General features: G+C 58.7%; 19 protein-coding genes. All 19 read right to left on the reverse strand.

Going from position 1 to position 14,382, the window contains the following annotated elements; all coding sequences use genetic code 11:
* Position 1 precedes the first annotated feature (1 nt).
* Complete coding sequence (locus tag AC19YY_RS16320) at positions 2 to 598, reverse strand: tail assembly protein (protein ID WP_238353741.1); 597 nt, start codon at positions 596 to 598, stop codon at positions 2 to 4.
* Positions 598 to 1,350: a C40 family peptidase gene (locus AC19YY_RS16325; protein ID WP_456134291.1), complete on the reverse strand. Its 753-nt coding sequence runs from the start codon at positions 1,348 to 1,350 to the stop codon at positions 598 to 600. Before AC19YY_RS16325 ends, AC19YY_RS16320 begins: the two co-directional genes overlap by 1 nt.
* 6 nt (positions 1,351 to 1,356) lie before the next feature.
* Entirely contained in the window at positions 1,357 to 2,043 is a 687-nt protein-coding gene (locus tag AC19YY_RS16330) for a phage minor tail protein L (RefSeq protein WP_463990072.1), read from the reverse strand.
* Positions 2,040 to 2,378 carry a phage tail protein gene (locus AC19YY_RS16335; RefSeq protein WP_463990071.1) on the reverse strand — a complete coding sequence of 113 codons (339 nt, stop codon included), beginning with the start codon at positions 2,376 to 2,378 and terminating at the stop codon, positions 2,040 to 2,042. The genes AC19YY_RS16330 and AC19YY_RS16335 overlap by 4 nt, the downstream gene beginning before the upstream one ends.
* The gene (locus tag AC19YY_RS16340) at positions 2,378 to 5,755 is read right to left on the reverse strand and encodes a tape measure protein (RefSeq protein WP_500604523.1); all 3,378 of its coding nucleotides are present in this window, start codon (positions 5,753 to 5,755) and stop codon (positions 2,378 to 2,380) included. Before AC19YY_RS16340 ends, AC19YY_RS16335 begins: the two co-directional genes overlap by 1 nt.
* Positions 5,756 to 5,811: 56 nt before the next feature.
* Entirely contained in the window at positions 5,812 to 6,156 is a 345-nt protein-coding gene (locus tag AC19YY_RS16345; RefSeq protein WP_463990069.1) for a hypothetical protein, read from the reverse strand.
* Positions 6,157 to 6,272: 116 nt separating this feature from the next.
* Entirely contained in the window at positions 6,273 to 6,578 is a 306-nt protein-coding gene (locus AC19YY_RS16350) for a phage tail assembly protein T (RefSeq protein ID WP_463990068.1), read from the reverse strand.
* Between the two features lie 23 nt (positions 6,579 to 6,601).
* A complete protein-coding gene (locus AC19YY_RS16355) occupies positions 6,602 to 7,048 on the reverse strand; it encodes a phage tail assembly chaperone (RefSeq protein WP_500604524.1) in 447 nt (148 codons plus the stop codon).
* Positions 7,049 to 7,071: 23 nt separating this feature from the next.
* Complete coding sequence (locus tag AC19YY_RS16360; protein WP_092239178.1) at positions 7,072 to 7,539, reverse strand: phage tail protein; 468 nt, start codon at positions 7,537 to 7,539, stop codon at positions 7,072 to 7,074.
* 8 nt (positions 7,540 to 7,547) lie between these two features.
* Positions 7,548 to 7,895, reverse strand: a complete 348-nt coding sequence (gp17, locus tag AC19YY_RS16365; protein WP_500604525.1) for a tail completion protein gp17 — start codon at positions 7,893 to 7,895, stop codon at positions 7,548 to 7,550.
* A 5-nt stretch (positions 7,896 to 7,900) separates the two neighbouring features.
* The gene (locus AC19YY_RS16370; protein ID WP_500604526.1) at positions 7,901 to 8,371 is read right to left on the reverse strand and encodes an HK97-gp10 family putative phage morphogenesis protein; all 471 of its coding nucleotides are present in this window, start codon (positions 8,369 to 8,371) and stop codon (positions 7,901 to 7,903) included.
* Positions 8,368 to 8,673 carry a phage head closure protein gene (locus AC19YY_RS16375; RefSeq protein ID WP_500604527.1) on the reverse strand — a complete coding sequence of 102 codons (306 nt, stop codon included), beginning with the start codon at positions 8,671 to 8,673 and terminating at the stop codon, positions 8,368 to 8,370. The genes AC19YY_RS16370 and AC19YY_RS16375 overlap by 4 nt, the downstream gene beginning before the upstream one ends.
* An 11-nt stretch (positions 8,674 to 8,684) precedes the next feature.
* Positions 8,685 to 9,002 carry a head-tail connector protein gene (locus AC19YY_RS16380; protein WP_282405307.1) on the reverse strand — a complete coding sequence of 106 codons (318 nt, stop codon included), beginning with the start codon at positions 9,000 to 9,002 and terminating at the stop codon, positions 8,685 to 8,687.
* Positions 8,995 to 9,408 (reverse strand): HeH/LEM domain-containing protein, encoded by a 414-nt coding sequence (locus tag AC19YY_RS16385; RefSeq protein WP_282405306.1) that lies wholly within the window; start codon positions 9,406 to 9,408, stop codon positions 8,995 to 8,997. The genes AC19YY_RS16380 and AC19YY_RS16385 overlap by 8 nt, the downstream gene beginning before the upstream one ends.
* Before the next feature lie 41 nt (positions 9,409 to 9,449).
* Positions 9,450 to 10,652 carry a phage major capsid protein gene (locus AC19YY_RS16390; RefSeq protein WP_500604528.1) on the reverse strand — a complete coding sequence of 401 codons (1,203 nt, stop codon included), beginning with the start codon at positions 10,650 to 10,652 and terminating at the stop codon, positions 9,450 to 9,452.
* 10 nt (positions 10,653 to 10,662) lie between these two features.
* Positions 10,663 to 11,322 carry an HK97 family phage prohead protease gene (locus tag AC19YY_RS16395; protein WP_092239167.1) on the reverse strand — a complete coding sequence of 220 codons (660 nt, stop codon included), beginning with the start codon at positions 11,320 to 11,322 and terminating at the stop codon, positions 10,663 to 10,665.
* On the reverse strand, positions 11,300 to 12,511 hold the full coding sequence (locus tag AC19YY_RS16400; protein ID WP_500604529.1) for a phage portal protein: 1,212 nt from the start codon (positions 12,509 to 12,511) through the stop codon (positions 11,300 to 11,302). Before AC19YY_RS16400 ends, AC19YY_RS16395 begins: the two co-directional genes overlap by 23 nt.
* Positions 12,511 to 12,702: a hypothetical protein gene (locus tag AC19YY_RS16405; RefSeq protein WP_080520369.1), complete on the reverse strand. Its 192-nt coding sequence runs from the start codon at positions 12,700 to 12,702 to the stop codon at positions 12,511 to 12,513. Before AC19YY_RS16405 ends, AC19YY_RS16400 begins: the two co-directional genes overlap by 1 nt.
* A complete protein-coding gene (locus AC19YY_RS16410) occupies positions 12,699 to 14,378 on the reverse strand; it encodes a terminase large subunit (RefSeq protein WP_080520370.1) in 1,680 nt (559 codons plus the stop codon). The genes AC19YY_RS16405 and AC19YY_RS16410 overlap by 4 nt, the downstream gene beginning before the upstream one ends.
* Between the last annotated feature and the right edge of the window lie 4 nt (positions 14,379 to 14,382).

The raw sequence follows: 14,382 nt of genomic DNA on the forward strand, positions 1-14,382 counted from the left end.
CTTACTGCTGGTCTTCCGAGAAGATGCCGGCCGAGATGAGGGAGCCGCCGATATCGCGCTCACCGTAGAGCAGTGGCTTGCAACGGCCTTGAGCCATCGTGGTAACCGCGCCGCCGAATGCATAGGAGGGCCTGTTGCCATCGCCCTCCTTATCCAGCACGCCCATCGGCGAAGGCGACATGCTCATGGCGATACCACCAATCATCAGGCCAGCGCCCGCTGCCACCAGGTAGTACTGCTGGGTAATCGCCCCAATTACCACAAGGGCCAGGCCGGCAATGGTGGCGAACAGGCCGCCGCCCTTGCTGCCGATCACGATTGGCGCAATGCGGATAGGCTCAACGGTGTCCTGGCGCATCTCGATCTCGTTTTCACCGAGGTTCTGCTTGCCACGAAATACCGCATAGGTCAGGCCGCGCTCTTCGGAGAACCTCAGAAAGCGTTTGAAGCCCGGGATTTTCACGCACAAGGCGTGGACGGCCTCCGCACAAGAGGCGACGGCCAGGTGATGCACGCGCCCGAACCGGGCACCCAGCACGCCGTAGAGCATCACCAGCACCACCAGAGGCTGCGGGCGAACCGTTGTTCTCATGGCCATCAGTCAACCTCCGGCACTCGTTGGTGCCGAAGAATCAGCACGGTGTAGTCGGCCCACATGCCGCCGTAAACGTCGCGGGTGGATTTCTTGTTGTAGCGGTGATGCAGGAAGGTGCCCGGGGCCGGGTGTAAATCCGGATCGCTGGACAGCAGGCCGTCGCCCAGATAGATGCCGGCGTGGTTCGGTGCAGCGGCATTGATCTGCATGACAATCATGTCGCCCTTGCGCGGCATCGAGACCGGGTAGAACCCAGCATCCTCGTAGTACTTTTCGTAGAGGCTTTCACCGTCGTTCCACCAGCCGTCCCGGCGCGGGTAGTTCGGCAGCTCAATACCATGCTCGCGCTCGTAGTAGTCGCGGCACAGGGCATAGCAGTCCAGCAGGCCATGACCGAACTCTCGCCCGACCAAGGGCGCCTGATACCCACAGGGCTTGAACTCGAAATACTCCCCAGACGGCCAGCTCACAATGCCCCAGGGCTTTTCGTGCAACTCACAGCTGACACGGTCGGCCATGCTCGGCATGGGCGGTACGTCGGGGTGGCTGTGAATGATCATTGTCACTTCGCCTCGATCCTCTGCGTCGCACTTGTCGCCAGGGTTGATGATGAAGTGCTCGCTCGGGGTCTTGGCATCATTGCGGCACGGGACGTACTTGAGGCGCCCCGCCTCGCGGATCACCACGCCACAGCTCTCCTTGGGAAACTCAGCAGCGGCGTGGGCCTGGATCTGTTTCAGCATCGTTTTATTCATGGTTGCCTATCCAATAAGCGAAGCGCCCGGCGCACCACCAAATGGCAGAGGGTTGCCCCGGCCATGACGTATTTCACAATCGCTCACGCGCCCGCCGCAGCGGTCCAGCGCCGGATCGTCAACGGGGTTGCCGTCGAGGTCGAACATCTTGATGCCGGTGTAGTTGCAGTCGGGGCCGCGATACTCGCCCCACAGGCACCACTCGCAGCGGTTCATGATCAAGCCGCCGGGCAGGCGCTGGCCCTTAACCGCCGTCGGCGGCGCCAGAGTGAAAACTACTTCCTGCCGCCCCAAGCTGGTCACCTGGTTGATGTAGGAGATATCCAGCTTTTCCATAGCGCTGGCCGTGGGATTGCCTTCGGGGAAGTTCGCGGCGTCCAGGTATTTGGCATAGGTCTGCCGCACCGTCAGCTTGACCCCGCTCATCCCCTGGAACTGGCGACACAGCGCAGTGATGGTGCCGTCGATGTTGCTGATCTTCAGCATGGGCGTTGAATTGTTGCCTTCGACGCTGCGGCCAAAGCCGCCCGTTTCGTACGGCCTGGGCAGGTAGACCTCGCCCTTCCAGATGATCGGGGTCGACTGCTGGTGAGCGTGGTAGCGCAAGATGCCCATGCCCCGCGCCTCACCATCCAACTCGATCAGTTGGATAATCGCGCCCGGTTCGAGCTTCTGGTTGTCCAAGGTGATCATGGGCTGAATACCTGCTGGAAGGTGGTGCTCAGGGTGTATTTCTTCTTGCCATGGGTTTGCAGCTGCCAGCCCCCAGTGGTTTTGTAAGCGCCCTGCACCTCCATGGGCGGCGTCCACAGAAAGTGATTTGCCCCCTTGTGCCGCTTGAAAAACTCCCGAATCGGTTTGATGTAGGCCTCACCACCAGTGAAAGACACTGCATAGGATCCGGCGACGTTGTTGATCCCGACCGAAAGCCGCTGGCTGTAGCCGTTGCCAAACTTCGATTCGAGGGTGTCGGTCTGGTCATCACCAGACGCACCAACCCGTGGCGACCAGGTGAATACCTCTGCCATCAGCTGTTTCTCCGATTGTTTGGATCGAGCAGGCCGTTTTGGCCCTTCTCCTGCTGTATCACCTGCCGGGCGATCTTCGGCATCTCTGATCGGGCAGTGGCCAACAGCGCCAGCCCCATCTGCTCATAGCCCTCCGGCGCGTTGACAGCACCGCCAGAGCCATCACCATTGATATGCAGGTGAATCTCCGGAGCAGCTCCAGTGCCTGCGCCGCCAGCAACAGAGGGTGCGGTGAACGCAGGCGAGATGCCCGGGCTGCCGACGAACCCGCCGCTGGCATAGCCAGGCTTACCGCTGCGGTTTAGGCCTATCAGGTAATCCTTCATTCCGGGCTGGTCGACCACTTCCTTGCGGATCACCACTTCACCGCCGTGGACGACCCCCTTGGGCTCGAACTTGCCGCCCGGCCCTGTGTAACCGCCCTCCGAGAAACCGACCAAGGCCATGCCGGCAACCATGCCCGCATTGGCATAGCCGGCCGCAAGCAGCGCCGCTCCGACAGGGATGCCGCCCAGAATGGTCAGTTCCGCCGGCGCCTTCGCTGCCGCGATCTGGGCGTTCATGATGATCGACGCAACTGCAAACGCCTTTTGCGCCACGAACAGAGCCTTGTAGGCGCCGGACTGCTCGCTAGCGATCTTGCCGACCATGTCGGCGGCCTGACCCGAAAGCTCGCTGAAGGTGCCGATCACTGCAACCTTGTACGCCCCCTGGATATCAGACAGGCGTGACTGGTTCGTCTTGTTAATTTCGGCAACACGGTCCAGATACTGCTGCTCGGCGGCCAACTTCTGCTCGTTGGTGCTTTGCTGGTCCGCCAGGATCTGGTCGCGCAGATCGGCTTGCATCGCCAACTGCTTGTCGTGCCACTTCTTGAGTGCTGCCTCAGCTTCAGCGATCTTGACCAGCTCGCCGGAAGGACCACCCACCGACGAATCGATGCCGCCGAACTCCGGCGCCTCGGTAACAGTGGCTTTCGAGATTGCATCAGCACCGGCGCGGTAGTCGTCCGAGCTGAGCTTCCCTGCTCGATTGGCTGTTTCCAGCACCTGCATCCGTTCTTTCGTGGTGGCTAGCAGTGCCTGCTCTTTCGTTTGCAGTCCAGCCATCAAGCCGTCATAGGCTTTTCGGGCATTAAGCGCGTCCAACTCAATAGCCTTGCCTTCAAGCATGACCTTGTTTTTTTCGGTCAGCTTGGAAAGCTCACCAGTAGTAAGGTCGTACCGAAGGCGCCCCAGCTCCGTGGTCTCACCGTACAGGGCAACCTGCTGGGTGAGATTTGCCAGGGTTTGTTTGTATGCATTGGTCAACTGTTCTGTTTGGCGCTGAGCCTCTTCGCCAGCTTTTTTCGCCTTCTGCTGGGCCTCCTCTGTAGCCTTTGCTGCATCCTTAGCAGCTTGCTCAGCGGTCAACAGAATGCGCCAGCCTTGAGCCACCCCTGGGTCTACACCTTCCCGCTGTATTTTCCGATTGAGCTCACCCATCGGGTCGCCGCCGTCGCGAGCAGCATTCAGTCTTTCAACGAGCGTTTTGGTGTAGCTGTCCCAGCCCGCAATTATTTTCGGGTCGGGGCCTTCAATCTTCTTGAGACTTACGCCGGCCTGGCCAGCGGCTACTGCAACATCGTTCAGGCGCGCCGTGAGCATATTGGCAACGTCGCCATAGTCACCAGAGGCCTTGATTGCTTCGCCATATGCAGAAGCCGACTCGTTGATGGCCTTCGTCATTTCCTTGTTGGGGCCAATAGCCGTGACCAACTGCTGGCTTGCTGAGTCAATGTCCTGGCCACCAGCTATCCGACGATTGAAGTCGGTCACTGCCCGATCCCGCTGAACTGGAGTGGCGGTGTAAGTGTCGCCCCACTTGTCATTGCCCTGGGCTGCGGCGCGAATCTCTCGCAGCGCTTTCTGTGCCGCCACCTGAGCGTCAGCCTGCTGCTGGATAACGCCGTCCAGTTTGTAGCGGGCCTGTTCTTTGCCGAGCTCAGCGAACTCCTTGCGCAGTTCTTCTACCGGGCGCTTGAGGTCGACGGTGGCCTGCCGGGCCTTATCGCTGTTGTCGCGAAACAACAGGTAGCTGGCAGCTACTGCGCCGGCAGTAACAGCCAGCCCGACCGGGCCGCCCATGATCCCAAGAAGCGCTGATCCGGCACGCCCAGCCAGCGATGTAGCAGCTGTTTGAGCTGCTTGTGCAGCGGTTTGCGCGGCTGTCGCCTGCGTATCCGCCAGCCTGGCTAGCCGCAGACGGCTGAGCGCGGCAGTATGAGCATCCGTGAACCTGGTCGCCGCAACCTGAGATTCTGCGGCAACCACCTCGGCAGCAGTGCGACGTGCGGCGGCGGTTGCCGCATCAAGCTGAGCGCTGGTCCGGCCAATCTCTGCGGAGCGAGCATCGCGCAAGGCGCTGACCTGGTCACGCAACCCCTTAATCAGCTCACCAGACTTCAAGCCAACATACGCAGCACCGGCAGTTAGAGCTGACGCGGCCAGCACGTCCATGTTCTTGGCGACAAGATCAATCGCGCCCGATAAAACTGCAGTACTTCCGGTTGCCGAGTCAGCCCCTCCAATCCATGCCTGAAAAGCATTTGTCAGAGCCGTGGTCGATCTACTGACGGATGGTGGCATTTTACCAAACTCGTCGTTTAGCACGCCGAGCTGGCTGATCAGGGCCGGGACAAGCTTATCGATAGTGATAAGCCCCTTATCAGCCATGGCTTTAAGTTCGCTTCTTGCAACGCCCATTCCTGAAGCAAGCGCTCGAAGGACGCGATCACCGCTATCAGCAATAGAGTTGAACTCCTCGCCCCTCAGGACACCCTGAGCCAGTGCCTGAGCAAACTGAGTAATAGCAGATGAAGCTTCAACGGAGCTCGCCCCCGACACCTGAAGGCCAACAGAAAGAGCTTCCGTAACCCCCAACACATCCGACGTGGAATACCCATACTCACGCATCGACGATGCCGATCGACTAAACAGACCGGCATTATCGGCGAACGAAGTACCAGTCCTCTGGCTGAGATCAAACAATGATTTCTGACTGACTGCGAAATCTTCAGTGCTGGTTGTCGCTTGCTTAAGCCGGGCATTGACTTGGTTCCAGGCGTCAGCCTGATGGATGACATTGCCGACGGCCAGAGCGCCAGCCATTGCCGCCGCATAACTCCCAACCGTGGATGTAAGCGATTGCATCGCCGTGCCCTGAGCGCGTACAGCTGCCTCCTGAGATCGCCACGATGTGGTGGCGTCCCTGTTGCCTGACGTTATGGTCCGAAGGTAGCTCTGCCCCATACGGCCAGCCCTCGCCATCTCGCGCTGATAGGCACTGGTCTCGGCGGAAACGCTTACCACCAGGGAGCGAAGGGTTTGCCCTGCCATGCTTTTCTCCAGGCATTAAAAAACCCGCCAAAGCGGGTTAGTGGTTTGATTTGAAGCTATCGAAAAAGGAATAACAAAATTAGAACCCCGAGAACGATTGAGACGAAATACGCAGTGATCCTCAGACCATTTTCTCTCTCTCGGGTCTCTTGCTCCTGCATGACCTTGAACTCAGTTTCTATCTGCCTATGTTCATGTCGAGAGATGATTAAGTTTTCCCGGGCTTTTTGTTGATCAATCTGCAATTCCGAATCAATGAGCTCATCAAAGATTGCTCTTTCCGAGTCACTCATGATCTTTCTGAGTCGTTCAATCTCTTGATTGTTCTTTGCCAAAGCCTCATCTGGATGGCCAAGAATCCTTTCGCTCCTCTTCACTTCAGCAGCGTGCTCATCAAGCAAATCCCTGACCTTCTGTCGATCAAACTCCGTGTACCTAAGCACGTGGACACCTCATGACGAAAAATCAAACTTTACCACTTGACCCTCAACAAAAAGAAACCAGCCCCTCCAAACAGCTAATCCTCAGCAGCCTTGACCATCAGGAAAGCCTTGAACATCTCGACCCCCACTTCGGCCTGGACCGCCTCATCTACGACTATTTCTGGCTCTTCCTTCCACTTCGGCAGGAGGTCAACAGCCGAAACCTTGGCGCCCTGGGCCTGGAACACCGACGCAGCGATGATTGAGGCCTGAATATCGCCACGGGCATCGCTCAATGGCGACTCCTGGTTGTAGGACATCCAGAGAAACAGCTCTTCAGCGCTCATCCGCTCGCGCAGATCCTGAAGCGTCATGCCAAGCCGGAGGGCCAGAGTCAGCATAAAGGCCAACTCTGGCTCCTCCCTTAGCCGTTTCCCGCTGCGTCCACCGGATCCTCTGCACCGGCACCAGCAGCAACGCCGCTCAACTCGAATACCTTACCGACAAGGCGGTCATGCACCGGGCTGAAGGCCTCAGCGACCGCTGGCACGTCGTCATCCGTGAAGACTCGCGCATTGCTCTCATCGAGCAACGCACGCACCAGGACAAACGCGTACAGCGGCGAAGAGTGGATTTCTACTCGAGGCTCAATCGGTGCACCTTCGGCATCCTCGGCTTCTGAGTTCTGGACAGGCAGACCAGCATCCTGCCGCGCCTCTGCAACCGCCAACGACGCGCGGCGACGGTACTCAACCCAGTCACCTGCACTCAACGCCCGAACGACCACTTGCGCGCCGTCCCATTCTTCGATGGTCAGGCGCTCATGTTTGAAGTTGCGCATCGGGTCCAGCGCCATGGAGCGAAGATCCACGCCGCCGGCTTTAACCCGGGCCATTAAGGAGCCCCCGGCAGATCGAAGGATACGGCGCCAGTGATACGCACGTTAAACGTGCCGTTCACGGTACCGTTCGGCGCAGCATCCCAGGTGAACTGGGTGACCAGGCCAAGGAACGTCGAGGAGGTGCCATCCTTGAACACCGACTTGAAGGCGCGAGGCTCGGCGTCGTCGCGCGCGGTACGCAGGACGGTCTGCGCTTCGTCGTCTGCCTTCCAGTTGCCAGACATGCTGAAGGTGCCGTTGTCAGCCAGGCCCGTGGTGAACTCCTTGGCCACACTGGCGAGCACCGTGGTTTCAATTTCGTCCGACTGGCCGCCCTGGAACTGAGGCTGCTTAATGGTGACTGACAGATCGGCCCAGGTCAGGGCCTCATCCTTGGGGTCCAGGGTGGTGGTTTTAGAAACGCTGAGAGCCGTGCCCTGCGTTTTGACGAACTTCGCTTTCGTTGGGTTTTGAGCGGCCATGTGGCCTCCTATGGTTGCAGGGTGTATTCCCAGCTCACGCTGAAAAGTTTGGTGTCGCTTTCAAATAGGTCCGCCAGGCGGTCAGCGCTGCCGGTAGTGAAGTCGTCGCCATCCGTGGTCATCGCGGTGAAGGCCTCGCCCGCAAGGGTCAGCGCCTGGAGAAAACTTTCACCCCATGCGTCGAGCTGGATTGTCAGGTCGCTGGAGCCGTCCCAACCGGCGAGCGTGAAACCGGTGGTGGCGCCTACCGTTTGAATAACCAGGCGAGGCTGGGCGGCATCCTTTGGCGCAACGCCGAAGTACACGCGCCCGTCGACCAGAGGCGTGAGCCTGTCGATGAGGGATTGCTCGATCATTGGGTTTACCGGGTGATGGCGTTGTCGATGCCTTCGGCCAACTTGTCAGCGACAGCCTTCTCAATCTCAGGAAGGCTGCCGTCCCATGCAGGCCGGATGAAGGGGTGGGCCTGCATCTTCGAGGTGCCAAGCTCCAGGAATTTCCAGTAGAACGGGGCATCCCACTCGGTTTTGCTGGTGCGGCCATTCTTTCCAGGGCGCTTGAGCGCCTTGGATTGTTTGCCGGCTGGCGTCTTTACACGGATGCCGGCGGTCGCGCCGCCCGGTGTATCAGCCTGCTTGAGACGTACCGCCGCGATGTTCTTCTTCAGCTTTCCGGTGCGAACAGGCGCAGTGCCACGCACCTTGTCCCGGGCAACTCGGGCGCCGGCCATGACAGCGTCCCGGACAACCTTATTACCGACAGACTTGGCCAGCCGCTCGAAGTCAATCTGCAGCTCACCAAGCCCTAGAACTGTCAGCGATCCGTTGCTCATTTGGGCTTCACCGTTTTGCACATGAGTTTCAGCATGTCCCGCTGGTTGGTGGCCAACGGCGCGATGATTTCGTAAGTGGTGCCGTCATGCACCAGGTGCTGGCCCGCCACCACGTCCTTGCAGTAGCGGATGTTGATCTCGGCGGTGACCGTGACCTGCATCTGTGACGCGGCTTCGTACATGCGCCCGGAGGGAATGCTGATCTCCGCCCAGAGCTTGCCCAGGTCTCCCCAGACCTTCGAGGGCTGGCCGAGGGCATCCTTGCCTTCGATGTAGCCGCGCCGCATGCAGCGGTGACGCATTCGGCCGGCTCTCATATGTTCACCCAGCGATGAGGCTTCCAAAGCGCGTTGGTCGCCATAGGCAACTCAGCAGTGATCGTTCCAATCACCACCGTCTCGCGACTGCTGTACCAATGACCGATCAGCAGCAGCGCTCCCTGCTGGATAGACTTGCTCATCCGTAGCGCATTGCCGACCGGTTCTGGCAAGGCCGTCTCTGGGCTGACGAGCGTGCGATTGGTCCAGGTCTCAAACGCGCTGAGGGCTGCATCCCTGTAGCCCTCAATCAGCGCATCCTCGTCGTCATGGTCGACCCGTAAGTGAGCCTTGACGATGGGGAGATCAATCACTCTTTGGCACCAACGCCTGAAGTGCCTCTTTGTTGGCGGAGGGATCGAACTCAATCCCTTTGCCGGTGAGCCAGACCTTCAGGTCGGGAACCTTCATCTTCAGCGGATCGGTTTCTTTCTGAGCCTCGATCGCAGCGTCGATTTCTTCCTGAGAGCTGCGCGATGCGTAACCCTCGGGCGGGTAATTCACTGCCAGGTAGCCGGCTGCTAAAAACTCAGCAATGGTCGGGCCATCCAGCTTCAGACCATTGGCGTCCAGTTGATTGGGGTAAGACGCCACCCCCAGGTGCTCGACCGCCACCAGCGCGCAACGCTCCGAGACCTCCTGCTCGCCAGCAGGAACCTCAACCACATGATTGCCGTCCGCAGAGAATGGGAACGGCTTCTTCACAAGAATAATCGGCATAAATCCTCCGGCAGGCTGGGCGCCCGAAGGCGCCCACCAAATCAGGCGGCGCTCAGGGTCAGAACCTTGATCGCCTGGGAGTCGACGAGCATGCCGCCGACGCGCTTGGTGGTGTAGAAGCCAACGTTCGGCTTGTTGGTGTAGGGGTCGCGCAGCACGCGGGTGCCGATACGGTCGACGATGGTATAGCCGCGCTTGAAGTCACCAAAGGAGACTGCATTCGCGTCTGCGGCGCGGTCGGGCATATCCTCGTTTTCTGTTACGCCGTAGCTCAGGAGCGTGGACGGTTGACCGAGCGTCAAACCGGGCTGCCAGATGTAATCACCGCGCTCGTCCTTCAGCTTCCGAACATAGGCAACGGTAAGGTTCGACATCATGAAGAGGGCATTTTTACGATAGCCAGCCTTCAAGGAGTGAATCAGGTCAATCAGGTTGTCGGCAGTAAAGCCGGCAGCGGCGCCAGAAATCAGCTTCTGTAATTTACCGAAGGCTCGGTCCTTGTCGGCTTCGGTGGTCAGCTCGTACGCCAGGTAACCTTTCGGCTTATTGACGCCATTACCGCTGGTGAATGCGCTCCCTTCCTTTTCCGAAAATTCGCGAGCCACTTCGTCGTTGAGCCAACCCTCGGCATCGAAGAAAATGTCATCAAGGCTGGTCTGGGTAGCTTGGGGGTTAGCGTAGAGCTCACCCATAAATGCGGCGATCTGCCCAAGGGTCGGCGTGCCAGTCGCTGGGCGAGCCTCAGTTTCGCCGACCCAGCCAGAGCCGGCGCCGCCCAGACTTACCAGGCGCTTGTAGTCTGGGGAGCCTACGGTGATCTGATTGCACACCTGGCGCATCGGAGAAGTGTCTTTCAGCAACTCGATGATGCTTCGATCCAGCTCTTCCGGCACGGCATAACCGCCGTCAGCTTCGGTACCGATTTGCAACGCTTTGGCCTGCAGCTCGCCAAGGCCGGTGTCGACACCCTTCCGCACGAATTGCATGAACGCAGTTTTGTGCTCACTGGCAGCCTTGGTGCCGGTGCCGTCTGGACGCTTGAGGGACAACAGCTCTTTTTCCAGATTGCTTTTCAGCTCATCCAGCTCGCTCAGCTTTTCGTTGAGGGTATCGACCTGGCCGGACAGCTTGCCCTTTTCGGCTTCAAGACCGTCGATGCGCTTGTCGTTCTTTTCCTTGAACTCGTCGAACTTCTTGCCCAATGCTTCGGCAACGTCTTGTACGTCTTTAATTTCAACAGCCATGAGAGGCTCCTTACATTCGATCAGATAGGGTTTTGAGGAATTGCAGTGCTTCGTCGGCACCCGCCTCTCGCGGTGAAACTGCGCCGTAGCCCTTGGCCATAAAGGCCTTGGCCTGGGAGCCAGAAAACCCAACCTCTCGAAGGGCTCGCTCCACTTTGCTGGGCGGCGGTGTTTCGCCGCGGGCCAGCAGAGATTTCACATCAGTGATCCGGGCCTCGTCGTTGGCCGGGAAGGTGACCGGGGAAACTTCCCAGAGGTCGATAGCCTTCAGCAGCCAGATGCCCTTTTCCTTGTCGTATTCGTAACCGCCGTCCTCGAGCACGTAGCCGATGGACAGCCCGGTAAGGCTTCTTGCTTTCATGTGCCCGTGCGCACGCTTGGCCAGCGGGTCATCATCGACAAGCAGTCGACCTTTGACGTAGAGACCCACGTCGTCTTCGCGCATCTCGGTGTAGACGCCGATCGGCTCGCTCATTTGGTGTTGCCAGAGCATCGCTGGCAGGCGGCCTTTCTCTTTCCATCTGGCCAAACTGGCAGCGAATGCGCCGCGCACAACAACATCGCTGTAACTGTCCACGACGCCGAACACCGACCCGTAGCCCTCGAACTCGCCGCTGTCGCTGACCGATTTAAGGGTCAGCGGCACGTCAAGACGCTGTTTTGTCTGCATCGTCGGCAGCCTCTGGTTTGGTGGTCATGTTCATTGGGGTGAGGTACACATCTCCCCCTTCACGCGGGTTCATGTCCTCAAGGTCGCGGCACTCGTTGGCACTCAAGATGCTCCACTGAATCCCCTTGGCGTATGCCTCGTATCGCCCTTTCAGGTCGCCACGCATCAGCGCGCCGGCATTGAACTTGGCGTAGTGCGTCAGGCGGTCTTTCTCATTGAGCAGGCCGACCTGAATGCGGTGCTCGATGCGGGTCATGATCGGAACAAGTGAGTAGTTCACAAAGCTCATGCCCATGTGCTCAATGTTGTTGAGCGTCATCTTTTCCATGCTGGCCACTAGGTGCGGCGGCACACGGAACAAGCCGCAGATCTGCGCTTCCGTCAGCTTTTTGGATTCGATGAACTGGGTGTCTTGGGCGCTCAGACTGATTGGTTTCCAGTCCAGCCCCATCTCCAAGATCATTGGCTTATATGCGTTGGCCACACCCATGTGCTCACCCTGAAACTCAGTCTTGAGTCGACCGAAAGCCTCGTCGGAAAGCTGCTGCTCAGTCCGTAGAACGCCACTGGTTACCGCGCCGTTGGTAAAGAGTTTGGCGGCGTGAGCGTCCATCGCCTGGCCAAGGCCTAGGGCTTGACGAGCATATGCAATCGGGTTCAACCCATTGAGCCCATCCAGCGTGAACAGCCGAACGTGCCAGATCTCATCCTGGGTTAGCGTTCGTGTACCGGATTTGAAATTGACCGTGTACTCAACCGTCCAATCGTCCTTTAGCTTTGGTGTGACGATGTCCGGGTTCAGCGGTAGCAGCTCACCAACATTCCCCAGCGCCGTCACCTTGTAGGCGTAGAAGTTGCCTCGCAGACACAGACAAGCCACCAACAACTCCCAGAACTCCTGAGCAGTCATGTAGCTGTTAGGAGCCATGGTGATTAGGGGGTAAAGCCGGTGGCTCGTAGCGGGCAACCTGAATCGATCTGTTTTCTTGAGAAGCTGACAAGGAAGCATCCCCATCGACTCCGCCAAGACTCGGACGCAGTTGAACACGACCAACTGTTGCATCGCGCTATTCGTGGTGACGCGCTGCCCTGAGTTGCTTTCGTATCCTGCGCCCAGAGCTTGCGCGAGTTTCTCCGACGTATCGATGGCCTGCGGGGCGCTCTTTCTTCCAAGGAGTGATCGCAGCATTACCGGTCACCCCGCACTATCGAGACAACAGACAAGGTGATCAGGAGCGCTCCGCAAACAGTCAGGGCCAGAGGTTCGCCCATCCATGCCCACAAACCCCGGGTCAGCAGGCCAAGCCCAAGTATCCCGATAACGTCAGGCAAGGCTTCCTTCAGCGCAGCAAGCTTTGGCGCCTTAATTTCATCGGTCATAGGGTTCTTAGTCCGTGTTTCATGATGTGGTCAGAAAGGGTGCCTTCCACTTTCGGGTTCGTTGCCATTATCGAAACCGCACAGAACAGAGCCATGAGCGGGTCGATCTTTGCCGAGCCGCTGGCCTGTTTTGTAATCAAAATTGAGTTGCCCTTGGGCTCGACCCTTGCGTTACCGCAGCACCAATTCATCAAGGGCTGGTCGGCATGAATAAGCCCGCCCTCGGCAAGCTTTCGCTCAGTTGTTTTGATCGCGCCACCAAGTCGCCAACCCTGACTGACACCGACCACCTTCTCCTGGCTGACGCCGCGAGCGGTGATCGCTTCGAGAATTGCCCCGATGCCAGCCGGATCTAGCCCCACCTGATGCAGGAGGCCGGAGGCGTCAACCTGATCCACAATGTCCGCCACTTCATCCACGTCATCGCCAATGTGCTTAACCAGCACCAGATCACCGCTTCGGGCGTAGTCGTGGAGGTTTGCAGCGATATCCTTCCGCCTCTCAAGTACCGATGGATGCGCCCAGGCCCGGCACCAGGCCAACCACTCTCGGGTTTCCCGATCACGACCAAGCACGGCGAGGCCAAGCAAGTCGTCAAGACCGCCCCCATCAACGCCAATCGTCACCACCTCGCTGCGTTCGAGGATGTAGTCCAGCGTGACGCACTTGCGGATCTGAGACTCCCAGAACTCCGCGCCGGCCCAGCGGCTCGACATCAATGCCAGGCCGATCTCAACGTTGAGGAATTTTGAGAGGAAGCCGCGCAGCGACTCCTCTCCAGACTCTTCGGCCTTCGCCAATTCGCGCTCAAGGTATTCGCGATCTACTGAGTACCCGAGGTTCGGGTTTACGACATGAAAGTTCTCTGGCTTGCGATGCTCGCCGGCCTCAATCATCGAGCGAGGGAACTCGTAGATCACCGCCAAGAAGCGGTGATCCTTAATCTTTCCGTCCCGGACGCCTCGGGCGTACTGCAGCTTTTGCAAGAAAACCCCAGCCGGAGGCTTGTCCGACTGGGTTGTCAGGTAAATGATGCAGCCCTCAGGCCGCGAGGCTAGACCGCCGGTTGCCTCGCGCAGCATGTTCTCGGCATTGTGATTGCTGCCGAACAGGTGAATCTCGTCCACCAGGATGAAACTGGCCTTCTTGCCGCCGACCGTGTTCGAGTCAGCCGCTACAACCTTCAGCGTTGCGCCCGTCTCTCTATGGGTGATAGTCCTGATGTGCTCTTGAACATGGAGCAGATCGGCCAACTCCTCATCGTGCTTGACCATGTCTCTGGCCGGGGCAAAGGCGTTTTGCGCTACTTCAATGGTTGGCGCCAGAATGATCAGCTCCGCCGATTGCCGCCAGTTGCGGATCAGCAACGTCAACATGATCGCAGCAGCGATAGTGGACTTGGAGTTCTTCTTCGGGATGACCAGGGCGAACTCTTTGATCTCGCGCCGGCCTGTGTCTGGGTTGTAGGAGCCGAATACAGAGCCGGCGAAGTCTGACACCCAAGGCGCGCATGCTTCACCAATGGTTGGACTACCTGGAGCGTCCACGATGCGCAGTTGCTGCATGACCTCAAGGCCGGCTGCTGCCTCCTCCGGGAAGAGCGGCTTGATAGGCACCAATGACTGACCGGCAACGATCCTTGCTTCCCAGTCAAGGCAAGCAGTTGACCACTCCATTCAA

The organism is Pseudomonas sp. MF09156, assembly GCF_059862305.1.